The organism is Nocardia sp. NPDC056952, assembly GCF_042674185.1.
In the GTDB taxonomy this organism is placed as follows: Bacteria; Actinomycetota; Actinomycetes; order Mycobacteriales; family Mycobacteriaceae; genus Nocardia.
The window spans coordinates 921,124-947,244 of record NZ_JBHURA010000001.1 but is presented as its reverse complement, the minus strand read 5'-3'; the positions used below and the strand labels follow the sequence as shown (position 1 = coordinate 947,244).

25 protein-coding genes are annotated in these 26,121 nt (G+C 68.1%); 13 read left to right on the top strand and 12 right to left on the bottom strand.

Features of this window, described 5'->3' with window-relative positions:
* Positions 1-54 precede the first annotated feature (54 nt).
* From ACFTS5_RS04210 to ACFTS5_RS04185, 6 genes are all read left to right on the top strand, one after another.
* On the top strand, positions 55-1,278 hold the full coding sequence (locus ACFTS5_RS04210; RefSeq protein ID WP_378627258.1) for a cytochrome P450: 1,224 nt from the start codon (positions 55-57) through the stop codon (positions 1,276-1,278).
* A gap of 302 nt (positions 1,279-1,580) precedes the next feature.
* Entirely contained in the window at positions 1,581-2,702 is a 1,122-nt protein-coding gene (locus ACFTS5_RS04205; RefSeq protein WP_378627256.1) for an ABC transporter ATP-binding protein, read from the top strand.
* Between the two features lie 36 nt (positions 2,703-2,738).
* The gene (locus ACFTS5_RS04200; RefSeq protein WP_378627254.1) at positions 2,739-4,109 is read left to right on the top strand and encodes an ABC transporter substrate-binding protein; all 1,371 of its coding nucleotides are present in this window, start codon (positions 2,739-2,741) and stop codon (positions 4,107-4,109) included.
* Positions 4,106-4,963: a metallophosphoesterase gene (locus tag ACFTS5_RS04195; protein ID WP_378627253.1), complete on the top strand. Its 858-nt coding sequence runs from the start codon at positions 4,106-4,108 to the stop codon at positions 4,961-4,963. Before ACFTS5_RS04200 ends, ACFTS5_RS04195 begins: the two co-directional genes overlap by 4 nt.
* Entirely contained in the window at positions 4,964-5,911 is a 948-nt protein-coding gene (locus ACFTS5_RS04190) for a carbohydrate ABC transporter permease (RefSeq protein ID WP_378627252.1), read from the top strand.
* Complete coding sequence (locus ACFTS5_RS04185) at positions 5,901-6,713, top strand: carbohydrate ABC transporter permease (protein WP_378627251.1); 813 nt, start codon at positions 5,901-5,903, stop codon at positions 6,711-6,713. The genes ACFTS5_RS04190 and ACFTS5_RS04185 overlap by 11 nt, the downstream gene beginning before the upstream one ends.
* Before the next feature lie 9 nt (positions 6,714-6,722).
* On the opposite strand, the gene ACFTS5_RS04180 is transcribed toward ACFTS5_RS04185, so the two are convergent.
* The 8 genes from ACFTS5_RS04180 to ACFTS5_RS04145 all read right to left on the bottom strand — a co-directional run bounded on the left by ACFTS5_RS04180 (position 6,723) and on the right by ACFTS5_RS04145 (position 12,993).
* Positions 6,723-7,652 (bottom strand): LysR family transcriptional regulator, encoded by a 930-nt coding sequence (locus ACFTS5_RS04180; protein WP_378627250.1) that lies wholly within the window; start codon positions 7,650-7,652, stop codon positions 6,723-6,725.
* 107 nt (positions 7,653-7,759) lie between these two features.
* A complete protein-coding gene (locus tag ACFTS5_RS04175) occupies positions 7,760-8,431 on the bottom strand; it encodes an O-methyltransferase (RefSeq protein WP_378627249.1) in 672 nt (223 codons plus the stop codon).
* Positions 8,432-8,479: 48 nt separating this feature from the next.
* Positions 8,480-9,460 carry a hypothetical protein gene (locus ACFTS5_RS04170; RefSeq protein WP_378627247.1) on the bottom strand — a complete coding sequence of 327 codons (981 nt, stop codon included), beginning with the start codon at positions 9,458-9,460 and terminating at the stop codon, positions 8,480-8,482.
* A gap of 2 nt (positions 9,461-9,462) precedes the next feature.
* Complete coding sequence (locus ACFTS5_RS04165) at positions 9,463-9,792, bottom strand: type VII secretion target (protein WP_378627246.1); 330 nt, start codon at positions 9,790-9,792, stop codon at positions 9,463-9,465.
* A gap of 109 nt (positions 9,793-9,901) precedes the next feature.
* Entirely contained in the window at positions 9,902-10,447 is a 546-nt protein-coding gene (locus ACFTS5_RS04160) for a YbaB/EbfC family nucleoid-associated protein (RefSeq protein WP_378627244.1), read from the bottom strand.
* A gap of 143 nt (positions 10,448-10,590) precedes the next feature.
* Entirely contained in the window at positions 10,591-12,312 is a 1,722-nt protein-coding gene (locus tag ACFTS5_RS04155) for an urease subunit alpha (protein WP_378627243.1), read from the bottom strand.
* Between the two features lie 57 nt (positions 12,313-12,369).
* Positions 12,370-12,681 (bottom strand): urease subunit beta, encoded by a 312-nt coding sequence (locus ACFTS5_RS04150; protein WP_378627242.1) that lies wholly within the window; start codon positions 12,679-12,681, stop codon positions 12,370-12,372.
* Between the two features lie 9 nt (positions 12,682-12,690).
* Positions 12,691-12,993 (bottom strand): urease subunit gamma, encoded by a 303-nt coding sequence (locus ACFTS5_RS04145; protein WP_101467224.1) that lies wholly within the window; start codon positions 12,991-12,993, stop codon positions 12,691-12,693.
* A gap of 246 nt (positions 12,994-13,239) precedes the next feature.
* Between ACFTS5_RS04145 and ACFTS5_RS04140 the strand changes: the two genes are divergently transcribed.
* Positions 13,240-13,842 (top strand): exonuclease domain-containing protein, encoded by a 603-nt coding sequence (locus ACFTS5_RS04140; RefSeq protein WP_378627240.1) that lies wholly within the window; start codon positions 13,240-13,242, stop codon positions 13,840-13,842.
* Here the strand turns inward: ACFTS5_RS04140 and ACFTS5_RS04135 are convergent.
* A complete protein-coding gene (locus tag ACFTS5_RS04135; RefSeq protein WP_378628326.1) occupies positions 13,839-14,222 on the bottom strand; it encodes a PaaI family thioesterase in 384 nt (127 codons plus the stop codon). The genes ACFTS5_RS04140 and ACFTS5_RS04135 overlap by 4 nt on opposite strands.
* A 268-nt stretch (positions 14,223-14,490) precedes the next feature.
* A complete protein-coding gene (locus tag ACFTS5_RS04130) occupies positions 14,491-15,195 on the bottom strand; it encodes a TetR family transcriptional regulator (RefSeq protein ID WP_378627239.1) in 705 nt (234 codons plus the stop codon).
* Between the two features lie 82 nt (positions 15,196-15,277).
* On the opposite strand from ACFTS5_RS04130, the gene ACFTS5_RS04125 reads away from it, so the two are divergent.
* Positions 15,278-16,471: an FAD-dependent monooxygenase gene (locus ACFTS5_RS04125; RefSeq protein ID WP_378627238.1), complete on the top strand. Its 1,194-nt coding sequence runs from the start codon at positions 15,278-15,280 to the stop codon at positions 16,469-16,471.
* A gap of 143 nt (positions 16,472-16,614) precedes the next feature.
* Positions 16,615-17,127, top strand: coding sequence for a L,D-transpeptidase (locus tag ACFTS5_RS04120; RefSeq protein ID WP_378627236.1), 513 nt, complete (start codon positions 16,615-16,617; stop codon positions 17,125-17,127).
* Between the two features lie 47 nt (positions 17,128-17,174).
* Here the strand turns inward: ACFTS5_RS04120 and ACFTS5_RS04115 are convergent, their stop codons facing one another.
* Positions 17,175-18,080, bottom strand: a complete 906-nt coding sequence (locus tag ACFTS5_RS04115) for a MerR family transcriptional regulator (RefSeq protein WP_378627235.1) — start codon at positions 18,078-18,080, stop codon at positions 17,175-17,177.
* Positions 18,081-18,150: 70 nt separating this feature from the next.
* Here ACFTS5_RS04115 and ACFTS5_RS04110 point away from each other — a divergent pair, with 70 nt between their 5' ends.
* On the top strand, positions 18,151-18,771 hold the full coding sequence (locus ACFTS5_RS04110) for a maleylpyruvate isomerase family mycothiol-dependent enzyme (RefSeq protein ID WP_378627233.1): 621 nt from the start codon (positions 18,151-18,153) through the stop codon (positions 18,769-18,771).
* 133 nt (positions 18,772-18,904) lie between these two features.
* Here the strand turns inward: ACFTS5_RS04110 and ACFTS5_RS04105 are convergent, their stop codons facing one another.
* Positions 18,905-20,473, bottom strand: coding sequence for an MFS transporter (locus ACFTS5_RS04105; RefSeq protein ID WP_378627231.1), 1,569 nt, complete (start codon positions 20,471-20,473; stop codon positions 18,905-18,907).
* A 177-nt stretch (positions 20,474-20,650) separates the two neighbouring features.
* Between ACFTS5_RS04105 and ACFTS5_RS04100 the strand changes: the two genes are divergently transcribed.
* The 3 genes from ACFTS5_RS04100 to ACFTS5_RS04090 all read left to right on the top strand — a co-directional run bounded on the left by ACFTS5_RS04100 (position 20,651) and on the right by ACFTS5_RS04090 (position 24,654).
* Positions 20,651-23,887, top strand: a complete 3,237-nt coding sequence (locus tag ACFTS5_RS04100) for a BTAD domain-containing putative transcriptional regulator (protein ID WP_378627229.1) — start codon at positions 20,651-20,653, stop codon at positions 23,885-23,887.
* Positions 23,888-23,980: 93 nt separating this feature from the next.
* Entirely contained in the window at positions 23,981-24,145 is a 165-nt protein-coding gene (locus tag ACFTS5_RS04095; protein ID WP_378627228.1) for a hypothetical protein, read from the top strand.
* The gene (locus ACFTS5_RS04090; RefSeq protein WP_378627227.1) at positions 24,142-24,654 is read left to right on the top strand and encodes a pyridoxamine 5'-phosphate oxidase family protein; all 513 of its coding nucleotides are present in this window, start codon (positions 24,142-24,144) and stop codon (positions 24,652-24,654) included. The genes ACFTS5_RS04095 and ACFTS5_RS04090 overlap by 4 nt, the downstream gene beginning before the upstream one ends.
* The last annotated feature ends 1,467 nt before the right edge of the window (positions 24,655-26,121 follow it).

Here is a 26,121-nt window from a genome sequence, read left to right as displayed (position 1 = left end):
TGCCGGTATTCACGGTCGATGCGCGCTGGGCCCGGCGCGGGTACCGTCGATTCGATGGCCGACCTCACCGCTTCCGCCCCAGTCGAGTCCATCGGCGCCGACTTCTTCGACGATCCGCACGCGCAGTACCGCCGGTGGCGGGCCGAGGGTCCCGTCCATCGGGTTCGCTTCCCCGACGATGTCGTCCGCTGGGTGGTCGTCGGCTATCCCGAAGCCAAGATCGCGCTCGCCGACCCGCGCTTGCGCAAGGATGTCGTGCGGATCGACGCGATCCTGCACACCAAGCGGGACACCACGGCGACGGACCCGAATATCGTCGCGCTCCTGAGCCATATGCTCGGCACCGACCCGCCCGCGCACACCCGCTTGCGCAAGCTCGTGAACAAGGCTTTCACCAGCCGCCAGGTCGCCCTGCTGCGACCACGTATCGAGCAGATCACCGCGTCGCTGCTGGACGCGATGGGTGATCGCGACGAGGTCGATCTGATGAACGATTTCGCCAATCCCCTTCCGGTGACGGTGATCTGCGAGCTGCTCGGTGTCCCGTTCGAGGATCGCGCGGATTTCCAAGCCTGGACCAAGGCCCTGGTCACGGTGGTGGGCGAGGGCGAGCAGGACGAGCGTCCCGCCGCGTCGGCCGCGATGGTCGGCTATCTCGCGAAGCTGGTGCGCACCAAGCAGTCCGCGCCCGCCGAGGATCTGCTGTCCCAGCTGGTCCTCGCGGACGACGAGGGCGATCGGCTCACCGATCAGGAGCTGGTGTCGATGGCGTTCCTGCTGCTGGTCGCGGGCCACGAGACCACGGTGAACCTCATCGGCAACGGCGTCCTGGCCCTGCTCCGCCACCCCGAACAGTGGCAGGCCCTGCGCGCCGACCCCACCGGTGTCCCCGCCGCGATCGAGGAATTCCTGCGCTTCGACGGCCCCGTCGACATGGCCACCGCCCGCTACACCGCGGAACCGGTCACGCTGGGCGACATCGAGATCCCCGCGGGCGAGATCGTCTACGTCGCCCTCTCGGCCGCCAACCGCGACCCCGCCCGCTTCGCCGCCCCCGACACCCTCGCCACCGACACCCCCACCGCCGGCCACCTCGCCTTCGGCCACGGCATCCATTTCTGCGTCGGCGCCCCCTTGGCCCGCGTAGAAGCCGAAATCGCCTTCACCGCTCTCCTGCACCGCTACCCCGACCTGACCCTCGCCCCCACCGCCGACCTCCGCTGGCAAACCAGCACCCTCATCCGAGGCCTACTCGAACTACCGGTCCGGCTGCGCTGAAGTCTCGGCTGGTATCTGATTCGCACCACGCCTACCTGCGAGAACACGGTGGCCGGAACTCGATGATCCACCGTCCGAAAACAGCACTGACCGCCACCACGATGGAGATCAACGCCCCGGGGCGGAGCTCTCCACCATCGGCCGATCACCCGGTGACAGCCTCGCCGAACCCCACCAACGTCTGACGAGCACGACGAGCACCGATGGTGCGGTTCGTGCGTCGGTGGGGTCGAGATGATTGGACCGATCGACGTTCACTATCGCCCCGGCACGGGGGCCTTGGCGGGCTCGACACTGGGCGCATGGCACGACTGCAGATCGAAGCGGTGTCGAAGAAGTTCGATGCCGAGTACGCGGTGCGCGAGGTGAGTCTCGACATCGCCGATGGTGAGTTCATGGTGTTGCTGGGGCCCAGTGGCTGCGGCAAGTCCACGTTGTTGCGGATGATCGCGGGGCTGGAGGAGCCGAGCGCGGGGCGGATTCTGGTGGGCGACGTCGACGTGACGGACGCGGCGCCACAGCGGCGGGATCTGGCGATGGTGTTCCAGAGTTACGCGCTGTATCCGCATCTATCGGTGGCGCGCAACATCGGGTTCCCGTTGCGGGCGCGGCGCAGGCCGCGCGCGGAGATCGCGCAGCGGGTCGCCGAGGTGTCGGCGACGCTGGAGATCTCGGCGCTGCTCGAGCGTCGCCCGGTCGCCCTGTCCGGCGGACAGCGGCAACGAGTCGCGCTGGCACGCGCCATGGTTCGCGATCCCGGCGCGTTCCTGATGGACGAACCGCTGTCGAACCTCGACGCGAAACTGCGCAGCGCGACCCGCGCCGAACTGATCGCGCTGCACCAGCGCCTCGGCGCGACCTTCCTCTACGTCACCCACGATCAGGTCGAGGCGATGACGATGGCGACGCGCATCGCGCTGCTCAACCAGGGCCGCATCGAACAGTGCGGCACCCCGGAGGAGCTCTACGATCGCCCGCGCTCGACCTTCGTCGCCGGCTTCCTCGGCTCACCGCCGATGAACCTGTTCCCCGCCGTCGTCACCGCGAGCGACGGCCATATGACGGTGATGGCCGACGGCATCGATGCCGCGCTGGACATCACCGAGGATTCCGGCGACGCCACCGCCGTCGTCGCCGGAATCCGCCCGGAACGCCTGCGGATCGACGACACCTCGACCGATGTCCGGGGGCGGGTACGGATGGTCGAGAACCTCGGCAGCGAAGAACTCGTGCACCTCGAGTCCGGCCTCTGTGTGCGCGCGGCCCGTCCGGCCGGTGTCCGGGTGGGCGAGGACATCGCCTGCCGCGTCGACCCCGCCGACATCCACCTGTTCGACCCCGACACCGGCCTGCGGCTGACGTGGCAAGCGCCCAGTTCCCTCGCGGAACCGGCCGTCGACGCGGCCGCGATCCCCGTCCCCTGATTTCGGCACCACCCCGATGAGAAGGATAGAACCACGATGAAACGCACACTGCCCGCGCTGGGCGTGGTGTTCACCGCCGCCCTCGCCCTCACCGGTTGCGGCCTCGGCACCACCGGGTCCACCGACGCCACCTCCACCGCGCAGATTCCCGAACTGGCTGCCGACCAACAGGTTTCGATCGTCTTCGAGTCCTACAGCTACGGTGTGGCGGGCGCCTGGACCGACACCTTCAACGCCCTGATCGCCGACTTCGGCGCCAAGCACCCCAATATCAAGGTCACCGCGCAGAAGCCGCAGGGCAACAGCCCCAACCCGGCCACCGACACCGTCTCCAGCATCCAGAACCAGATGGTGGCGGGCACCCCGCCCGACGTCGCCCAGCTCGGCTTCTCCGACCTGGACTTCACCATCCACCAGCTCAAGGCCAAGCCGCTGGACCAGTTGGTCGGCGCACCGGAAGTGAAACAGAACTTCGACGGCGCCCGCCACGCGTACGCGCCCCGGGCCCGCACCCTCGACGACTGGGACGGCCACACCTACGGCGTTCCGTTCGTCTTCTCCACGCCCGTCCTGTATCTGAACGCGTCGCTGTTCACCGAGGCCGGTCTCGATCCCGCCAAGCCGCCCACCACCTGGGACGAGGTCACCACCGCCGCGAAGGCGATCGCCGACCGCACCGGCAAGGGCGGGGTCTACATCGACTGCCTGACCAAGACCGCCAAGGACTGGTGCTTCCAGTCGCTGGTGCGCTCCAACGGCGGCCGCGTGATCTCCGAGGATCGCAACACCCTCACCTTCGCCGACGCGCCCGCCGTCGAGGTCACCAAGATGGCGCAGAACCTCGTGAACAGCGGCAGCATGCCCAAGCTCAATCAGAAGCAGGGCTACGAGGCGTTCGGTCGCGGCGAGATCGGGATGATGCTCGAAACCAGCGCGCTGCAGAGCGTTTTCGTCACCGGGTCCAAGGGCAAGTGGGACCTGCGTTCGGCGCCGATGCCCGGCTTCGGCAGCAAGCCCGCCATCCCGACGAATTCCGGTGCGGGCCTGCACATCCTGTCCAACGATCCGGCGAAGCAGCGGGCCGCGTGGGAACTGATCAAGCACCTGACCAGCGAGGATTCCTACAAGAAGATCGCGCAGAACATCGGCTACCTGCCGCTGCGGACCGGTCTGCTCGAAGAAGCAGGCGGGCTCAAGGACTGGGCCGACCAGAACCCGCTGCTGCGCCCGAACGTCGCGCAGCTGGCGAACATGGAGCCGTGGGTGTCGATGCCGGGCAACAACTATCTGCAGATGCGTGACGGGATGATGGACGCCGTCGAGGCCGTCGTGTTCCAGGGCGCCGACCCGCAGTCCACGCTCACCGCCGCCCGCACCGCGGGCACCGAACTCATGCCGAAGTCATGAGCGGGCTGACGATCGTCCAGATCACCGACACCCACCTGCGGCCCGAGGGCGAACTGCTTCACGGTGTCGACACCGCCGCCAACCTCACGGCGGTGCTCGACCGGCTGCGCGACTTCGGGCAGCGCGTCGACGTGCTGATCTTCTCCGGTGATCTCAGCGACAACGGATCACCCGAGGCCTACCGGCGGTTGCGGGCCGCGGTAGAACCCGTCGCGGCCGAACTCGGCGCCGAGATCGTCTACGCGATGGGCAATCACGACGAACGCACCGCCTTCGGCGCCGAACTGCTCGGCCGCGACACGGTGGACCCGGACCTGCCGCACGACCAGTGTGTCGAGATCGCGGGCGTGCGGATCATCGTGCTGGACAGCACCACACCGTTCCAGCACGACGGCAAGCTCGAACCGGAGCAGCTGGCCTGGCTGGCCGAGGAACTGCGCACCTCCGCCCCGCACGGCACCGTGCTGGTGGTGCACCATCCGCCGCTGCGTTCCCCGCTGGCCACCCTCGACTTCCTCCGGCTCAAGGATGCCGAACAGCTGGCCGAAGTGGTGGCGGGCACCGATGTCCGGATGATCCTGTGCGGGCACAACCACCTCACCGGTGCGTCGGCGCTGGCCGGGATCCCGGTGTGGATCGGTCCCGCGACGGCCTACCGGGTGGACCCCATGGCACCGGCGGGCAGGCACCGCGGCTTCGTCGGCTTCGGGTTCAGCCGCATCGACGTGTTGGAGTCGGCTGTGCTGGCCACCGCGATCGACGCCGCTCCGACGCCCAAGGTCTATGACCGGCCGGAGTCGGAAATGCTCGAGCAGATCGCGGCGATCGTCGCCGCGCGGGCGGCGGTGCGGTAGATGTTCGTCATCGATGCGCCGGCGTCGCCGGTACCGCCGGTCGCGGCGACACCGGTGCGCCGGCGCCTCACCCGCCGCCATGTGGCCCGGTTCGTCGCGCCCTACCTCTACCTGAGTCCAGCGCTGTTCCTGCTGGTGGTGTGGACCTATCAACCGCTGGTGCAGGCCCTGCAGCTGTCCACCTACTCGTGGAACCTGCTGCCGACCGCGCCGATGACACCGGTGGGCACCGCGAATTACGAACGGCTGCTGGATCTTCCGCCGTTCTGGGGCGCCCTCGGTCGCACCGGGACACTGATCCTGGGCCTGTTGCCGTTCACGGTGGTGCTGCCGGTCGTGATCGCGATGGCGAGCCGACGGGTCACCGGTCGGGCGCGCACGATCTATCAGGCACTGGTATTCGCGCCGTTCCTGGTCGCGCCGGTCGCGGCGGCGGCGGTGTGGCGCTGGTTGCTGCATCCGGGAACGGGCTTCCTCGCCCAGGTGACCGGTTCGGACCGCAACTGGGTGTACGAGACCGCGACCGCGCAGGGCGTGATCATCGCGATCACCGCCTGGCACCTGATCGGCTTCGCGGTGCTCGTGGTGTGGGCGGGCCTGGCCGGAATCAGCGGAGACTACGACGAAGCGGCCAGGGTCGACGGCGCCTCACCCGGTCAGATCCGGCGCTGGATCACCCTGCCACTGCTCTCGCCCACCGTGCTGTTCCTCGTCCTCACGACCGTGTTGCTCAGTCCCACACTGACTTTCCCGCTCATCGACTCGATGACCCAGGGCGGTCCCGCGCAGGCCACCACCAACATCTACTACCTGCTCTGGGACTACGCCTTCCACAGTTTCGACGCCGGTCTGAGCGCCGCGGCCGGTGTGCTGCTGTTCTTCGGCTTCGGTCTGGTGGCCGCACTGCTGGTCTGGATCTCGGAAAAGGTTGCTGTCCATGACGATTGAACGACTGCGCGGGCTGGGCAGCCATCTGCTGCTCGCCGCCACGGCACTGGTCTGCGTGTTCCCGATCTACTGGCTGTTCGCGACGTCGCTGCGCCGACCCGAGGACGTCACCTCGCTGTCGCCGATCCCGTGGCCCCTGTCGACGGCCAACTACCTCGACGCGGCGCAGAAGGTCGACATCGCCGGTCTGATCGCCAACACGTTCTTCGTCGCGGTGCTCTCGGCGGCGGGCCAGCTCCTCATCGCGTTGCTGGCCTCCTACGCGTTCGCCATCTACACCTTCCCGCTGCAGAAGCTGCTGTATCTGGCGTTCGTGGGGGTGTGGCTGGTGCCGTTCCAGGTGACGATGCTGCCCAACTACATCCTGCTCAACCAGCTGGGCCTGATCAACACCCTGATCGGCGTCGTGCTGCCGACGCTGTGCTCGGCGCTGGCGGTGCTGCTGTTGCGCCAGCACATGTCGGCGTTCCCGAAAGAGCTCATCGCCGCGGCGAAGATCGACGGGCGCTCGTCGTGGTCGATTCTGTGGACCGTGGTGGTGCCGAACCTGCGACCCGCACTGGCCGCACTCGGCATCCTGCTGTTCATCAACGCGTGGAACGAGTACTTCTGGCCCGCGGTCGTGCTGCGTCAGTCCAACAGTGTGCTGCAGCTCGGACTGCGCAGTTTCATGGGCACCGAAGGTGATCAGTGGGGACCGATGATGGCGCTGGCGGGTCTGGCCTGTCTGCCGGTGCTGCTGCTGTATCTGGTGCTGCAGCGCCACATCGTCAATGCGTTCGTGCGGTCGGGACTGAAATGAACGACGACTTCACGCCGTCAGAACCTGGTCGTCGGCCAGGGCAGGTGCCGTGGACGCGAGACAGTCCAGAAACATCGCCACCGCCGGATTCTGTTCGTCGGCCCGCCACACCACGTGCAGATCCAGGGTCGGGACCGGATCGACCAGTTTCACCGCTACCGGGTCGGTGTCCGAGGACCCCATACCCGCCGAGACTGCCCGCGGCAGCGAGGCGAATCCGACCAGTGGGCGTACCGAGACGATGTGGGCGGTGGCGCCCGGATCGTCGGCGATCTGGGTGATGTTCAGCGAGATCCGGGTCTGCGCGGCCGACCGCAGGATCGCGTCGTACATCGCCGGACACTGATCGCGGGCGAACAGCACGCAGTCCTGATCCCGCAGTTCGGCGAACGGCACGTGCGAGCGGTGGGCCCAGCGGTGCTGCCTGCCGACCACCGCCACCAGCGGTATCCGGTGCAGCAGACGCCGGTACCGGAAGTCGGCGGTGCTGGGGTGGCCGTAGACCATGGCCAGGTCGAGGGATCCGTCGGCCAGCGCGGCCAGCTGCGGCCCGGTTCGCTTCTCCCACAGCGACACCGAGATGCCGGGGTGGCGGTCGGTGAGCTGGGCCAGCGCGTCGGGCAGGATGTGCTTGCTGGCGGGCAGGTTGTAGCCGACGTTCAGGCTGCCGGCGCGACCGGCGGCGGTCGCCTTCGCGGCCTGGGCGGCCCGGTCGAGCTGGGCGATGATCTGGCGGGCCTGCAGCTCGAACTCCCGGCCCGCCGGTGTCAGCCGCACCTCGTGCGAATTGCGCGCGACCAGCTGCACTTCCAGGGACTTCTCCAGCTTCTGCAACTGAGCGCTCAGGCTCGGCTGCGTCAGATGCAGGCGCTGCGCCGCCCGTCCGAAATGCAATTCCTCGGCGAGCGCGATGAACGAGACGAGATGACGGAATTCCATGATGGCGGCTCCTGAAGTCGAACAGTCCCACGCTAGCGGCAGCGAACAACCTCCCGATGAATCCCGGACGCCCGGCAATGACCCTGCGCATTGCCGGGCGGTGAAGATCAGGAATTCGGGCCGTTCACCACGGCGTAGGCGAATCCGTCCCACCCTTTCGCGCCGACGGTCTGGATGACGGTCGCGTCGACACTCGGTTCGGCGGCGAGCAATTCGATCAGCTCGCGGCTCGCTCGGGCATTGGGATCCTCGGTCTGCTCGTCGGCCACCGCGCCCGCGCGCACCACGTTGTCGACGATGATCACCGAGCCCGGGTGGGTCAGGCGCAGCGCCCACTGCACGTAGTTGGAGTTGTTGACCTTGTCGGCGTCGATGAAGACCAGGTCGAACGGTTCGGTCAGATCCTCGGCGACACCGGGCAGGGTGTCGAGGGCCGCGCCCACCAGGATCTCGACGCGCTCCCCCACGCCGGCGCGGTCGAGGTTCTCGCGCGCGACCTTGGCGTGGCGGGGTTCGAATTCGAGGGTGACGACGAGACCACCGTCGCCGACCGCGCGCGCCAGCCACTCGGTGCTGTAGCCGCCGAGCGTGCCGATCTCGAGCACCCGGCGCGCTTTCGCGGTGCGGGCCAACAGGTTCAGCAGTTTGCCCTGGGGTGGGGAGACGTCGATGGCGGGCAGCCCCGCATCGGCGTTGGCGGTGAGTGCGGGCGCTCCCTCGTCACCGACGAGCGTGGTGACGAGGTAGCTGTCGACATCGGCCCAATCGTTGATCGTCATAAACGCAGTCTGCCACCGAGCACGGGCCGGCACCGGCTTCCTCGGCCGCTACTTCGCGGTCTCGACCTCGGTCACGCCCTGGATGATCTTCACCGCGCTCTGCGCCAGCATCTTCGTATCGATCAGCGCCTGCGCCAGTTTCACCAGCATCTGCGAGACCGTCACCGTGGCCAGCGAGATGTCGAGCAGCGCCCTGGCGATGAGCGCGGGGGTGGCGGTTCCGGCGGAGGCGATGAGCAGTGCGGTCATCTCGGCGAGCATGCCGGCGAGATTGCTCAGGATCTCGACCACGATCTCGCGCACTGTCTCGACGATGCCCTTCATCGCCGCGTTGCACTCCGACAGCACCTCGGCGACGGCCGCCTTCTCGGCGATCTTGCCCGTCAGCTCGGTCGCGGTGGCCACGTAGGCTTCGGCGGCGGCGCCCGCCCATTCACCGATTCCGCTGTCGAGCGCGGTAGCCCACTCCTGCGCGGTGGTCGTCAGACTCTCGGCGATCGCCTTCCACGAATCCGAATACGCCTGGACCATATCCGGGCTGCCGGTGATCGATTCCAGTGATTTGCGCATCGGTTCGACGTGCTCGAGCATCCAGGTCATCAGTTGCGAACCGAGGAAGTTGAACGGGTCGAACTTCGCCAGTGTGGAGGTGCCCTTGATCGCCTTGCTGAACATCGTCGCCGCCGACGCCCAATCACCCGCGGTACCGGCCGCTTTGGAGATGGCGTCGACCTTGGTCATGATCGACCCGTCGCCGGTCATCGCGTTGTAGAGGCCGAGGCCGTTCTCCCAGGTGTCACCCTGGAGCGTGCCCTTCATGATGCCCGCGTCGGGTTCGTCCCCACCCGTCGGCCGACCCACGTTACTGAACAGGAAGTTGCTTTCCTGGTAGTAGGTGTCCCGATAGTCGACGCCGTCTTGGAGCAGGTCGTTCTCGGGAGCTTCGCCGTCGTCGAAGGTGCTCACCGTGCCGGGCAGGACGGTGTGCTCGTTGAGGAACGTGCCCGCCGCGTTGGGTCCGTCGGCCATGGTCAGACATTCCTTTCGATCTCGGCGGTCTTGCCCGTCAGATCGCCGGCCCGGGTGGTGTCACACGTTTCGAAGGTGTCGGCGGCGGTGCGGAGTTTGCCCGGCATCTCCGTGGTCAGGGTGTCGAGCTGCGCCAGTGCCTCGGTGATGTCGTCGTGGAGCGAGTTGAGGGTGCTCACCGCGTACGGCTTCACGAGCAGGCCGTAGCCGTCGTCGGCATGGGCGAGATAGTTCGCCGCTTCGAGCGCCTTGGCGACCCCGCCGGACACGCCGTCCACCGAGCAGGCCTGTGACCTGATCGCATCCAGATTCACATTCACCAGACTGGTCACGCAGAATCCCTCCTCCGGCGAACTCGGTCGAGTCCGCAGCTCTCGATCTAGTTGGACGCGCCCCGACCCCGTTCGGTTCCCTCGAATGTGTGCCGGGTTGTAGCGGTGGCTACTGCAACCAGGATTTGCGCTGGTAGAACATGTCCTCGTCGGACGGCTCCTCGGGCGCGACAACCCGATCACGGTCGGGTTTGCGGGTGGCGGGAGCCTCGGGCGCGGACGGCCACGATGCGATGGGTGCGGCCGCAGCGGCGGGCGGCGCCGAGGGCGGCACGGGCGCCGGCGAGGTCGGGTCGAGGTCGGGGAACCGGTCGCTGTACTGGCCGACGATCGCCGCCCCGGCCTCGTCGGTACCGACCGTGTCATGGACCAGGCCGGTGACCTGATCACGCAGGCGCGCCTGGGCACGGTGCGTGCAGGCCATGAGTTCGGTCGCCACGGCGGTGGGATCCATGCCGCGCACGGCGGCCGCCAAAGTGATCGCGGTGGTCGAACCGTTGGCGTCCACGGTGACGCTGATCCGGCCGTCGGCCGAGGTATCGGTGACGCTCACCGCCGTCATCTTGGCGTGCAGCTCCTGGTAGCGCTGCGCCTTCTGTTCCAGGTCCTCCGCCCAGCGCGACAGGTCCGCGGCGGCGTTGTTCAGGTCGTCCATGCTGTGTTCCCCTCCCGCCGGGGTCCCCGGCGCTGTGCGGCGGAAGGCGTGCCGAAACCCGCCCCGCTCGGATCGCGACGAGCCTAATGGACACAGCCGCGACAGCGTTCGTCAGCCCGGCACGGACGCAGCGAAGGCGGCGCTCAGAAAAGGAAGTAGCGCTGGGCCATCGGGAGTTCGGTGGCGGGTTCCTCGGCCCAGACTTCGCCGTCGATGCGGACGGTGAAGGTGTCGGGGTCTACTTCGATGTGGGGCATGGCGTCGTTGTGGGGCATGTCGGCCTTCGTGACGCGGCGAGCGTTCTTGACCGGCACCAGCTTTCGGCGCACGTTCAGACGGTTCGCGAGGCCGTCGTCGATGGCCTGTTCGGAGACGAAGTGCAGGGAGGTCGCCGCGGCGGCCGGGCCCGCGGCCCCGAACATGGGTCGTGGGAGCACGGGCTGCGGGGTGGGGATGGAGGCGTTGGCGTCGCCCATCGCGGCCCAGGCGATCATGCCGCCCTTGAGAACCGCGTGCGGTCGGACACCGAAGAACGCCGGTTCCCACAGCACCAGGTCGGCGAGCTTGCCGACCTCGATCGAGCCGATCTCGTCGTCGAGTCCGTGCGAAACCGCCGGGCAGATCGTGTATTTGGCGATATAGCGCTGCACGCGGGCATTGTCGGCCGCGCCGTCACCGGGCAGGGCGCCACGGCGGCGTTTCATCACGTGCGCGGTCTGCCAGGTGCGCATCACCACTTCACCGATGCGGCCCATCGCCTGGGAGTCCGAGCCGATCATGGAGATGGCGCCCAGATCGTGCAGGAGGTCTTCGGCGGCGATGGTGGACGGGCGGATCCGCGATTCGGCGAAGGCCAGGTCCTCGGGGATCGACGGACTCAGGTGATGGCACACCATCAGCATGTCGAGGTGCTCGTCGAGGGTGTTGACGGTGTGCGGCCGGGTGGGGTTGGTGGAGCTGGGCAGCACATTGAGATGGGAAGCGACAGTGATGATGTCGGGTGCGTGGCCGCCACCGGCACCCTCGGTGTGGTAGGCGTGGATGCCACGGCCCGCGATGGCGGCGAGGGTGTCCTCGACGAAACCGGCCTCGTTCAGCGTGTCCGAGTGCAGTGCCACCTGCACGCCCGCCGCGTCGGCGACGGTGAGGCAGGCGTCGATCGCGGCCGGAGTGGAGCCCCAGTCCTCGTGCAGCTTGAAACCCGATGCGCCGCCACGCAATTGCTCCCACATCGATTCCTGGCTGACCGTGTTGCCCTTGCCGAGCAGCACGATGTTCATCGGCCAGTGGTCCAGGGATTCCAGCATCCGGGCCAGATGCCAGGAGCCCGGCGTGACGGTGGTGGCCTTGGAACCCTCGGCGGGGCCGGTGCCGCCGCCGATGAGGGTGGTGATGCCGCCGCCGAGCGCCTCGTCCATCAGCTGCGGGCAGATGAAGTGGACGTGGCAGTCGATGGCGCCCGCCGTGAGAATGCGGCCGTTGCCCGCGATGATCTCGGTCGACGGGCCGACGACGAGGGCCGGGTGCACGCCCGACATCGTGTCGGGGTTGCCTGCCTTGCCGATACCGCAGATGCGGCCGTCGCGGATGCCCACGTCGGCCTTGATGATGCCCCAGTGGTCGATGATCACGACACCGGTGATGACGGTGTCGGGTGCGCCGTCGGCGCGGGTGGCGCGCGACTGGCCCATCGACTCGCGCAGCACCTTGCCGCCGCCGAACACCGCTTCCTCACCGGCGAGTCCCGGTCCGCCACTGCGGTCTTCGGTGATCTCGACGATCAGGTCGGTGTCGGCCAGGCGAAGACGGTCGCCGGTGGTCGGCCCGAACAGTTCGGCGTAGCGGGCGCGGCTCAGTTCGGTCATCGGCTCTCTCCCGGACGTCGCGGCGAGCGGGCCGCCGCGCGATAGTTTTCGGTCAACTCAGGCATCCAGGTGCCCCGGCGGGTTCATGCTGATGCCGTAGACCTCGCGGGTACCGCCGAGCGGAACCAGCGAAATCCGCTGCGGCAGACCGGGTTCGAATCGAACCGCCGTGCCTGCGGGAATATCCAGCCGGTGCCCGTGGGCGGCCTCACGGTCGAACTCCAGCGCGGCGTTGGACTGCGGGAAATGCACGTGGCTGCCCACCTGAACGGGGCGGTCGCCGGTATTGACCACATCCAGTTCGACGCGCACCGCGCCCGCGTTCAGTTCGATCGTGCCCTCGGCACAGAGGTATTCGCCGGGAATCATGGGTCTCGCCTATCCGATCGGGTGGTGCACGGTGACGAGCTTGGTGCCGTCGGGAAACGTCGCCTCGACCTGCACGTCGTGAATCATCTCGGGCACCCCCTCCATCACATCCTCACGGGTGAGCACCGACCGCCCCGACGACATCAATTCCGCCACGGTCCGCCCGTCCCGTGCTCCCTCGAGCACGTGATCGGTGATCAACGCGATCGACTCCGGATGGTTCAGCTTCAACCCCCGCGCCTGCCTGCGGCGCGCCAGCTCGGCCGCATAGCTCAGCAGCAGCCGTTCCTGCTCGTGCGGCGACAGGCGCATACGTTCTCTCCTCGGCGGGTGGTGGTCGGTGAGCGACATTCTGGCACGTCCCGCGACCGCGCGGCGACCGCCGCCGAGCGCGACCGGGGACGACCCCGAGGCGGTTAACGAGATGTTAACGATGGGTCCAGGATCGGCCCGGGAACGGCCGGCTCACCGGCCGAGCGGCGGGTGCGCCGGTGCCACGGATCGCCGCGCCACGAATATCACTGGAGCGCACCATGACGCGCCCGTACCGTCACCCCCATGAACGATTGGACCGGCCTGCTCAACGTGGTCGACGTGGAAGCCACCTGCTGGGCGGGCGACCCGCCCGCCGGACAGGTCAACGAGATCATCGAGATCGGGATCACCGTGGTCGATCTCGCCGCCCGGACCAGGGTGAGCAAGCACGACATCATCGTGCGCCCGGCCCGGTCCACGGTGAGCGATTTCTGCACCGAGCTCACCACTCTCACCCAGCGGCAGGTCGACAAGGGTGTCGAGTTCGGTGAGGCGTGCCGCCGCCTGGCCGACGAGTTCGCGGCAGGCGAGCGGCCGTGGGCGAGCTGGGGCGACTACGACCGCAAACAGTTCCGCACCCAGTGCGCGGCCACCGGCGTCGGCTACCCCTTCGGCCCGGAGCACACCAACGCCAAGCAGGTCTTCGCCGAGTCCTACGACCTGCGGCGGCGCCCCGGCATGGACCACGCACTCCGGATCGCCGACATCCCCCTCGAAGGCACCCATCACCGCGGTGACGACGACGCGTGGAACATCGGCGCGCTGGTCGTCGAGGTGCTCGGCCGCGGCGGATGGCGGGTCACCACCGTCGATCGACCCGAGGGCTATCGGCGGAGGGACCGCTAGGCGGCGAGATTCTGGAGGCGGACCTGGCCGCGGGCGACGGTGCGACCTTCCGCGTCGGTGATGACGACGACCCAGAGCTGCTGGCTGCGGCCGCGGTGGATGGGGGTGGCCTCGGCGGTGAGGAGGCCCTCGCGGACCGCGCGCAGGAAGTCGGTGTTGTTGTTGACGCCCACGACCGAACCACGCTCGCCGAACCAGACGCCGCCGCCGACGCTCGCGAGAGTTTCGATGATGGTGCAGTAGACGCCACCGTTCTGGATACCCGCGGGCTGGTGCAGTTCGGGGCGCACCTGCCATTCACCGCGGACCCGGTCGGGGCCGACCTCGGTGTAGCGCAAGCCGATGAGGTCGGTGAAGGTGCCTTCGCTGGCCTTGGTCATCAACTCGGGGGTGACATCGGCCAGGGACAGGGGCGTTTCGCTCATACGGTCCGGTTTACACCATCCGAAACGGCGCTCGGCAGCCGGTAAGACGTAGCGGCGGGCTCCGTCTCGAAAACAGAGCCCGCCGCGGCAGGATGGCGGAGTCGACCGCAGCCCTCGGGACCACCGGCTCATCCGTACGCCGAGATCAGAGTAGGTCAGGCTTACCTAAGTCGTCAAGTACGCACCCAATCGTCTCATTAATGTCTCATAATTCGTCTCATAATTAGTCCTTGAGATACCGATACACGGTTGCTCGCGAGACGCCGAGGGCGGCGGCGATCTCCGAGGCGCTACGGTGCTCGACCCGGCTCATCCTGCGCGCCGCAGCTACCCCCTTCTCATCGAGCAGGGTGGGCCTACCACGGTGCGCCACAACAGCATTCGCTTCGTCGGGGTACAGCAGATCCACCCCCGCCAGCACTTCCGCACGCAGGGCAGCCGGCGATTCGTCCGCGAACAACACCACCGGGTCGCTGAGCACGCCCAATGCCTGCACGGCGCGCACGCGGTCGGACAGCGTCGGATTCGGTCCCGCCACCAGCACGTTCGCTGCCAGCACCAAGTCGCGGAACCGCTCGAAGATGCTGCCCGACGCGGCGAGCGCGAGATCGTTGACGTTGAGGCGCAGCAGATATCGATGCTCGATGTAGACCTCGAGAATGCCTTCGAGAGCCTGCCTGCGAGCGACCCGCGGATCGGGGTCGGCCGCCGCGGCCACGGCGTCGGCGAGGGCGACGAGCAGCGGCTCGGCCAGTCCGGCGAGGATGTCGTACTTGCTCGGAAAGTGGTAGAGGACACCGGCCTTGGAGATGTCCAGCTGGTCGGCGATCGCCCGCACCGTCGTGCGGTGGTAACCGTGCGCGCCGAACAGATCCATCGCGACGGCAAGGATGCGCTCCCTGGTGCCGACCGCTGCGTCATCACTCATCGGCGCATTCTATCCCTTGACTGACCACCGGTCAGGAGCTTACCGTGGAAACTGACCAACGGTCAGTCACTGAGGAGTCGTCATGTCGACCAGTCCCCGCATTCTCATCTCCGGCGCCAGCATCTCCGGGCCCACTCTCGCCTACTGGCTCGCCCGCCAGGGGTTCCGTCCCACCGTCGTCGAACAAGCTCCGGCGCTGCGCGTAGGCGGCAACGGCGTCGATCTGCGCGGCGCGGCGGTCGGTATCGCCGAATCCATGGGGGTGCTGCCCGCGTTGCGCGACCTCGCCACCGATATCCGGGCGCTCACCTTCGTCGATGCCGAGGGACGACGCGTCGCCGGTATGCCGACCAGCACCTTCGACGAGCCCGGCGATATCGAGGTGATGCGCGGCGACCTCGCCCGCGTTCTCTACGACGCCACCGCTCACGACGTCGACTACCGCTTCGGCGACAGCGTCGACACCATCACCCAGGACGGCGACGTGGTGCAGGTGAGTTTCGCCGGTGGCACCAGTGCGGAGTTCGACCTGGTCTTCGGCGCCGACGGATTGCATTCGCGGGTGCGCAATCTCGCGGTGCTGAGCGAGGCCGAGGCGGCGCACCCGCTCGGCATCGGCTTCGCGACCGCCACGGTGGATGTGAGCTTCGGCGCGCGGCGGGAGGTGACGCTGCACAACACGCCTGGCCGCGTCGCCGGAGTGTATCGATCCGGCGATCACCGAGACGCGCAAGCGTTCTTCGCGTTTCGCACAGCGCGTGAGTTCGACTTCCCGCGCGACAGGCCGTCACAGATCGAGCTACTGCGCGAACAATTCGCCGGCGCTGCCTGGGAAATCCCGGCCCTGCTCGACGCCGCCACCGCCGATCCGACGTTCTACCTCGACGCGATGACGCAGATCCGCATGCCGAACTGGTCGCGCGGCCGTGTCGGTCTGGTCGGCGATGCCGCCTACTGCCCCACCGCGTTCTCCGGTTCGGGCGCCGCCCTCGCCATCGAAGGCGCGCATCGTCTCGCCACCACCCTCGCCGAAAGCGACGGCCACGCCGCCGCCTTCGCCCGCTACGAACACGACTTCCGCCCGATCGTGCGAGCTCGCCAGCGTTCGGTCGGCCCCGGCAGCGCCATGCTCGTCCCCGCCACGAACACCGGGATCTGGCTGCGCAACCAGCTCACCCGGCTGATGGTGTTGCCACCGCTGGCGGCCCGCGTGTTCCGGGCGAACCCTCCCGCGGCGGCCCGGGTCGATCCGCTGCGGCGCGTGACGCGCCGGTAGCCCGGCCCTGGGCTTGCTCAACACGATCGTAATACTCCATGATCGCAGTACCTCTATGTTTCCGAGGCTTGTGTCGATGGTGAAAGCTCATGTTCTGGGCGTACGACGACCAGGGGTGGGCGCGGCGAGAGAGGCAAGATTTCGTGAGTAGTAGTCGTATTCCCCGATGGGCCGTGCAGGCGGCGATGTGCGCGGCGGTGGTCGGGGCCGCGGTCACAGCACCCGTTCAGGCCGAACCACTGTGGCCCGGCGGGCCCGATGTGCCCGGCGTGCCCGCCATCATTCCCGCTCCGCCGCCGGAGCCCGTGGTGGCCCCGTGCAGCGAGAAAGCCCGTGCGTGCCTGCAGTTGTCGACCAACAACGCGTGGTTGATGGACAACGGCAAGGTCACGTTCGGGCCGAGCCCGATGTCCCACGGCCGCCCCGGTTACGAAACGCCGCCCGGAGTCTTCAAGGTGGCCTTCAAGAAGCCGTTCCACTGGAGCACCCTGCACAACGCCCCCATGGAGTACGCGGTCTTCTTCAACGGTGACATCGCCTACCACATCGGACCCACCGAGGAGCAGTCCCACGGCTGCATCCGCCTGACTCCGGAAGGCGCCAAGGCACACTACGAGTGGCTGGAGCCGGGCGACATCGTCGAAGTCGTTCCCTGAGTTCTGCGTCGTGAAAAAAGGGAGGCCGTTCATCGGCCTCCCTTTTTTCACGTCACCGAGGCGGTGAGGGCGTCGACGAGCCAGAGTTGGGTGGTGCCGGAGGTGGCGGCTTCGCCGGTGAGAGTTGTTGTGAGGTGCCAGTATCGGCGGACTCGGTGGTCTGCGCCCGCGGCGTCGACGAGGAGTTGGCGGCGGAAGGACGGGGTGTCGTGGCGGTCGCGGGCGGTCGCGTGGATCGCGACGTAATGGTCCAGTTCAGGGCCGGGGCGGGGTGGCTGGCCTGCGGTGACGAGGGGTGCGACCGCGACGCAGGCATCGGCTACGTCGAACAGGAGGCGGCGTTCGTCGCGGATGCCGGGGGTGCTGCGGTGGCGGATGGTGTCGTACACGGCGGTGGCGATCTCCGGATCCGATACCGCGGCAATCAGTTCCGCGTAGGCGAGGAGGTGTTCGGGGTGGGCGTCGGGTGCCAGCTCGGGGACGTTCATGCTGAGGAAACCGTCGACGGCCGCGGCCGGTAGCGGGGTGAGTTGGCGGCGCCAGAACGTGACGAGCACATCGTGGGCCGCTCGCGGGTCCACCACGGCGGCAAGCAGATTAAGGTGCTCGTCCTGCCGGTCGGGAGCGGCCGATTCGACGGCGCGCAGGAGCGCCCGGCGACGGTTCAACGCGTCGAGTTCGTCGTCGACGCCGACGCGTTCGGCCGCGATCACCTCGGCGAGCGAGCGGGTGCCGTCGAGCACGTCCTCGATCGCCGCGAGTCCGATGCCGAAGGAGCGCAGCCGGCGTAGCAGCACCAGCCGGTCGACCGCGCCGGGTTCGAACACTCGGTGTCCGGTGGGCGTGCGCGCCGCGTCCAGCAGGCCCGCATCGCAGTAGTACCGGACTGTTCGTACCGCGACGCCGGTCCTGGTGGCGAGCTCGCCGATCGTCAGATATGTGATGTGAGTCACTTTCACTGGCACCTCCACCTCGGTGGAACTCCTACGGTACCGAGGACGCCCACGCGAAGGAGAACCGACGATGACCGGACCGGACACGAGGAACGACACGATCTGGCAGGCGGTGGCCGACGAACGCACCACCCTGGTCGAGTTGCTGCGCGGCCTGCCCGCATCGGCATGGGACACCGCGTCACTGTGCGAGGGGTGGCGGATCCGGGACGTCGTGGCCCACCTGGTACTGGCCACCCGCGTCACGGTCACGGCCTTGCTGGTGAACCTGATCCGCGCTCGCGGCAACACCGACCGCCTCATCCATGACACCGCTGTCCGGCACGCCGACCGGACACCGACCGCCGAGTTGCTCGCCGAACTGCGCGCCACGATCGACTCCAGGGTCATCCCGATCGGCACCACACCGATCGATCGGCTGATGGATCTGCTGGTGCACGGGCAGGACATCGCCGTCCCGCTCGGCATCGACCGGGTGATGCCACCTACGGCAGCGCAACTCGCACTGGACCGCGTGTGGACGATGGGCGCACCTTTCCACGCGCAGAATCGGCTGGCCGGATACTCGTTGCGAGCCACCGACAGCTCCTGGACCGCGGGCAACGGCACACCGATCACCGGCACAGCGGCAGAACTACTGATGGTTGTCACCGGCCGCACCTCCCCCGATGAACGAGCCGACCGGCGGTAGTCGCCGACGCACAACTGCGGGATCTTCGGCGAAGCCCTTCGAAATACCTTGTAGGGCGACGAATTACAGCGATCCGCAGCACCCGGCGAACTGGTGCTGCGGACCGCTGTCGGTCGGCGAGATTTCGCGACCGTCAGACAGCGACAGTGGTTCGCTCGGCGACACCGCCTGCTTCCGTAACCTCCGTTGTCTCCGGCACCGAGGTCGCCCCCGCCGGGATCCGCCGCAGCAACGCCACCGCCAGCACCGCACCGGCTGCCGAGAGCACCGCGGCGGTCCACGCGGCGGCGTTGAGTCCGTTGGTGAACGCTTCCCGAGCAGCCAGTACGAGCGGATCGGCGAGGCCGGCGGGCAGCGACCCGGCCGAACTCAGCGCTGCAGGAAGGGTTTCCGAGGCGGCTCCCTCCGCATCGGACATATCGGCGCGGTAGATGGCCGCGCCCACGCTACCGAGTAGCGCGACGCCCAATGCCACGCCCAGGTCGCTGGCGGTGCTGTTCACGGCCGAGGCCGCGCCTGCCTTCTCCGCCGGGGCCGCACCGATGACCAGGCCCGGGATCAGGGCCATCGCCGGGGCGATGCCCGGGTAGAGGACGTAGAAGCCGACGATGAGCAGCGGTAGCCCGGCAACGCTACCGACCTGGGTGAGCACCAGGTAGCCGACGGCCGAGACTGCCAGGCCCGCGGCGATGAGATAGGCGGGACGAACGCGGCGAGCGAGAGCGGGGGTGACGGTGGAAACGATGACCAGGCCGATGGCGGCGGGCAGAATCCACAGCCCGGCCTGCAGCGGCGACTGGGCCGCGACCAGCTGCAAGTACTGGGTGAACAGCAGGTACACCCCGCCCAGGGCGACGGCGGCCAGCATGTACACACCGAGCGACCCACTGAACGTGCGATTCGCGAACAGTCGCACGTCGAGCAGTGGATCGGCCAGGCGCAGCTGCCTGCGGACGAAGACCACCGCGAACACCACACCGGCGAGCAGCGTGAGCAGCGATTCGGCGGCGAATCCGGTCTCGGCCAGCTTCTTCACGCCGTAGACGAACGGCAGCAGCGCGGCCAGCGACAACGCGACACTGATCGGATCGAGTCGACCCGCGCTCGGCGCACGGTATTCGGGAATCAGCACCGGTACCGCGGCAACGACGACCAGCATGACCGGCACACCGATGAGCATCGACGCACCCCACCACAGCGAGGCGAGCATCAGACCGCCCAGCAGCGGCCCGAGCGCCACACCCGCCGACACCGACGCGGCCCAGAGGCCGATGGCGGTGGCGCGCTGCCTGTCGTCCCGGAACATGGTCGTGATCAGCGACAACGTGGCGGGCATGACGGCGGCCGCACCGAAGCCCATCGCCGCCCGGGCGGCGATCAGCAGTTCGGGGCCCGGCGCGAACGCGGCCAGGATCGAGGCGGCGCCGAACAGCACGGCCCCGGCCAGCAGCAGCCGGCGGCGGCCGAGCCGGTCACCGAGGGTGCCCATGGTGACGAGGAAACCGGCCATCACGAAACCGTAGATGTCGTTGATCCACAGCAGCTGACCGCTGCTCGGCGACAGGTCGGCGGCGATATACGGGGTAGCGAGGAACAGCACGGTCATGGTCAGGAACAGCAGGACCGTGGGCAGGAGCAGGACCGCGAGCCCCAGCCATTGGCGGGTACCTGCCCGCTCGGGGACATCGGTGAACTCGGACATCAGGAGTTTCCCTTCGAGGACGATTCGAACTGGGATCGACAGTGCCGGGCCGTGCTTCAGGAACCCTTCGGGTCGACTCCAGACGACCTCGAGCGGTTGTCCGGCGCGATGGCCGAGGCGCAGCGCCGCCCGCCGTGCGCCGTCGGGCCGGCGAACGGGCCGTTTAGGGTGGGTGACATGCGTTTCGGAGTGCTCGGTCCGTTGGCGGTCTGGACCGACGGGGGACAATCCGTCCGGGTTCCAGAGCTCAAGGTGCGGGTTCTGCTCGGCGCACTGCTGGTCGAACCGGGCCGGATCGTGCCCACCGACCGGCTCGTCGAGCATCTGTGGGATACGGCCCTGCCCGCCAACCCCGCTGGTTCGTTGCAGACGCGAGCCTCACAGTTGCGCCGGGTTCTCGGCGACGCCGAGGTGGGCGGGCGCGAGCTGCTGGTGTCGCGCTCCCCCGGCTACCTGCTCGAGGTCGCCGACGGCTCGGTGGACTCCCAGGTGTTCCAGCGATTGCTCCACCGGGCGCGCGCCACCGACGACACCGCCGCTCGGGCAACGCTTCTCGCCGAAGCCCTGGCGTTGTGGCGGGGCGAGGTCCTGGCCGACCTCGCCGATCACGAGTTCGCGCGGATCCCGGTGCTGCGGCTGGAGGAACAGCGGCTCACCGCTGTCGAGGAACTCGCGCAGACCCGGATCACGCTCGGCGAACACGATCAGGTCGCCGACGAACTCGGTGAACTCACCGCGCTCCATCCGCTGCGGGAACGGTTACGCTCGGCCCACATGCTGGCGCTGTACCGGTCGGGACGGCACGGCGAAGCCCTGGAAACCTACCGTCGGCTGCGCGAACACCTCGCCGAAGAGCTCGGCCTCGATCCCAGTCCCGAGCTCACCGCATTGCATCGTGCTGTGCTGGAACAGGATCCGGCTCTCGGTGCGCCCGCGCGGCCCGCGCCCGCGGCACCGGTGACACCGCGCCGGAACCTGCCCGTCCCGCCCACCTCCCTGATCGGGCGCGCGGACGATCTCGCCGCGGTCGAGACGCTGATCGGCGCCGAACGGCTGGTGACGCTCACCGGGCCGGGCGGTGTCGGCAAAACCCGCCTGGCACTGGCCACCGCGGCCGCGCATCCGGCGCGCGACGGCGTGCTGTTCGTCGAGCTCGCCGGACTGTGCCTGGGCACCGACACCGACAGCGCGCTGACGACGGTCATCGAAGTCGTGGCGGGCGCCTTCGATGTCCGTGACGATTCGGCCGGTTCGAGCCCGTTCCCGGTGCCCGGCAACGGCTCTCAGCTCGACCATCTCGCCGAGGCGGTGCGGGCCAAGCAGGTGATGCTGGTGCTGGACAACGGCGAGCACGTCGCCGACGCGGCCGCCACGGTGGTGTCACGGCTGCTCGCCGCCGCACCGGAGCTGCGGGTGCTGGTAACCAGTCAGGTGCCACTGAATATCGCGGGCGAGCACATCCGGCCGGTGGCACCGCTGGCCCTGCCCACCGCACCCGCCGCCGGACCGGGGTCGAGCGAGGTGGAAACCTCGCCTGCCGCACAGCTTTTCGTCGAACGGGCCCGCTCGAGCGCGCCCGGCTTCGCTGTCACCGACGACAATGCGGCGGCGATCGCGACGATCGTCACCCATCTCGACGGCCTGCCACTGGCACTGGAACTGGCGGCGACGCGAGTCCGCGCGCTCGGGGTGCACGTGCTCGCCGAACGGATCGAGGACCGTTTCACGCTGCTGTCGTCCGGCTATCGGGACGCACCCGATCGCCAGCGCACCCTGCGTGCGGTGATCGACTGGAGCTGGGAACTGCTCGACGAGCCCGAACGTGCTGTGCTGCGGCGGCTTTCGGCCCACGCCGACGGCGGCACGCTGGAATCGGCCGAGGCCGTCTGCGCCGGTGGCGACATCGCGGGCGCCGAGGTCGCGGAGTTGCTGGCCCGTTTGGTCGACCGCTCCCTGATCATCACCCCCGCCACCGATACCCGCCCGCGTTACCGGCTGCTGAAGTCGGTCGCCGCCTACGGTGCGGACCGATTGCGCGACAGCGGCGAGGAACCCGACACCCGGCTGCGCCATCTCGCCTACTACCTCGCGTTCGCCGAACTGGCCGACCAGCACCTACGCACCGGTGACCAGCGCCGCTGGCTGTCCCGGCTCGATGCCGAGTCGGCCGACCTGCGACGGGCACTCGAGACCGCCCGTGCCGCAGGCAGATCCGAGGACGCGCTGCGGTTGGTCAACGCCCTCGCCTGGTACTGGGTGATGCGGGGACGACTCGCCGAGGGCATCCGGTCACTCGACATCGCTGTCGCGGTATCCGGCGAGACCGCGCCCGCCGCACGCCGGGTTGCCCTGTTGTGGCGCGGCGCTCTCGAGATCGGCGCCGGCCGTACGGTCGATGCTCTGCCCGCCCTCGCCGAGCGACCCACACCCGCCGAACTGCGTGCCCGCTGGTACCTCGCGCACGTCTACTCCGGATTCGCCGCCCACCAGGGCATGGACGACGCGGCCGACCTGCGAAACGCCTTCGCCGACAACGCCGATGACTGGGGCGTCGCGGCGGCCTCGGTGTCGCTGGCGCGCGACGCCTTCGCCCGCGGCGACCTGATCGGCCTGAGCGCGCACGCCCAGCGGAGCCGGGATCTGTTCGCGAAGGTGGGCGATCGCTGGGGCCAGGCCCTCGCCGGATTCCTGCTCGGCAGCCACGCCGAGGTGACCGGCGACCTCGACGCCGCCCGTGACCACCACCGGGGCGCGCTGGCCACCGCCGAGGAACTCGGTCTGTGGACCGAAGTCGGCGAGCGGCTCACCTCGCTCGGCCGGATCGCACTGCTACGCGGTGAGCTCGACCGCAGCGCCGAACTGCACGAACGGGCCCGTCGGGTGGCAGTCGACCAGGGACACCTCGTCGGGGAAGAATCCGCGGTACTCGGGCTCGGTCTCGTCGCGCGCCGCCGCGGCGACCTGGCGGCGGCGCGCGAGTACCTCGGCACCTGGCTGGACTGGCATCTGCGGGCGGGGTCGCATTTCGGTGCCGCCCTGATCCTCGCCGAACTGGGCTTCACCGCCGAACTCGCCGATGACGCCGGCGAAGCCGAACGGCAGCACCTGCGTGGACTCGGCTGCGCCCTGCGCACCGGCGACCCCCGTGCCCACGCACTCGCGCTGGAAGGCCTGGCCGGAGCGCGGTCGCTCGCCGGATTCTCGGCCCACGCCGCGCGGCTACTCGGTGCCGCCGACGCACTGCGCCGGTCCACCGGCGCCCCGTTGCCCGAGGCCGAACGCGGCGACGTCGACCGCATCGAGGCGCGCATCCTCGCCGACATCGGAGCGAACCGGTTCGCCGACAACCTCGCCGAGGGTGAGCGAGCCGAACCCTCGACCCTGCACCTCGCGGAAGTCCCGAACCGGCCCTGAGCCCACTGCGGACACCGTCGACCGACCTCGATCGCCCGACCGCCTCGAGTAGACCCTGAGTCCGTCCGAAGCCCACCCGGGCACGGTGAATCCATGACTCACACCGTGACCGACAGCTCCGATCTCCCGGTGACCGACCACGTCCGCCGCTACCTCGCCACCGACGGGCGTGACGGCTTCCTCGACGGCGGCACCACCGACCTCGTCCTCACCACCGTCGGCCGCCGCGCCGGCGCACGCGTGGAGGATCAGCAGTGAGCAACCGCACCCGCGCCCACGTGCACACGTTCGCCGATATCAAGCCCGACTTCGACGCCATCGTCGGCGCCGTCAACTACGCGACCATGACCACCGTCGACGCCAAGGGACGCCCACGGTCGCGCGTCCTGATTCCGGTGTGGGAAACCGATTCCGACCACCCGGCCGGCTGGCTCGGAACCTACCGCACGCCGGTGAAGGCCGCCCATATCGCGGGAAATCCGCATGTGACGTTTTCCTATTGGAGCCCGGCACAGAACACCGTCGCCGTCGACGCGGTCGCCGAATGGACCGATGATCCCGGCGAGCGCGCACACGTGTGGGATCTGTATCGGCACGGCAGTCCACCCGGTGCCGGCTACGACCCCGGACAGTTCTGGCAGGGCGCCGACGACCGGGCCTTCCAGGTACTTCGCCTCACGCCGTGGCGCATCCAGGTGCTGCGGCGACAAGATCTGGTCAGCGGAATTCCGGCACGTCTCTGGCGGGGCAAACTCCAGGGGGATTGACAGATCCGGCGGCGAACGTGGCCGTTCATCGTCGGATCTGACGGGATTGGACGTCCGTACAGGTCACGGCTCGATCCTTCGTGACAGGTACCAATACCCACCGGCACTTCCATCAGGAAGGATCTCTGCCCGAATTGCACGAATCGGACGATTTCCTTGCCGTAGGAAATGAGCGGAGCTACGTTACCCCCATCACAACAGAGATCTGATTGTGATCCACATTCCGACCGACGGTACGACCATTTTCCGGCGGAATGCTTACCGATCATGCAAGGAGATTCACCATGGGTTCGCTGACGGAAATAATGATGGCCGCAATTGCGGGACTGGGTTCCATGGTCGAGGGCGACGGCCTTCTCGCAGCCTTCCTCGGCTCGGTCGAGGCCTTCTTCCCGTAAACGCGCCGCCCGACCAACGATAATTACTTCATCACCCGAGGAGAAGACACAATGGGATCCCTGTACGAATTGATGGCGACCGGCGCAGGCAGCTTGAGCGACGCCGTCCTGCCTTTCATTCAGGCGCTGATCACGGTCAGCGGCGGGACGCCGACGCCGGGTAAGTAACACACGGCGACACAGTCGGGGGCGGGCCGTTGACGGTCCGCCCCCGACCCATTCCTACCTACCACCCACGCCAGGTGTCAACGCGTCATTTCAATAGCTGATCGACATGATTCACGCCAGGTCCGTCTCGGAAAAAAGAGGATTGCCGACGTCGGTGCGATCGCCGGACATCCAGTACCGGGGCGAACCACTCGACAACAGGCAGCTACGAAGCTACGGCCGTTTCGCCCGATGCGGCCAGAACCCCTCATCGAAGAACCTCACGCCGCAAGCCACAGCCTCCACTCACCCAGCCTCACAGAGCAGCCGCTGATCAGACTACCCAGCATCGGCATCAATCCCCCTTGACGCACTTGCGGCGAACGAGGACGTTCGCGGTGGAATCCTGGTTTACTGTGCCAGACAGTCGCGGTAACTACAGGTCACACGCAGTCCGGCCGACAGTGACGGCAACCGCTGAGCAGTTTCCATCAGGAATGAAAAAAATGAACGATTCACGGTGAGTGAAACATTGCCTTGCCACACATCTACGACGGCGCTACGTTACCGGCATCACATCAGTTACCGATGGTGAGAGCCACCCGAACCAAGGGACCACCCCAGTTCCGGGGGCTGGACAACAGCGCAAGGAGATACACCATGGGCTCATTCGATGAGCTGCTACTCGGCGTCCTGGGCGGAATGGCGTCCGCGAACTCGGGCGACCTCCTGCTCGGAACTTTCCTGGGCTCGGTGGAAGCGTTCTTCCCGTAACCCCGACCACCCGTCGGCATCGTCGATTCAGCCCAGATGCTGAATTTCCCCATATTCAGGAGTAACACGTGGGATCCTTTTACGAATTGTTCGCGACGGGCATGGCCAGCCTCGGCAACGGCGCGCTGCCGTTCGTCGACGCCCTGAT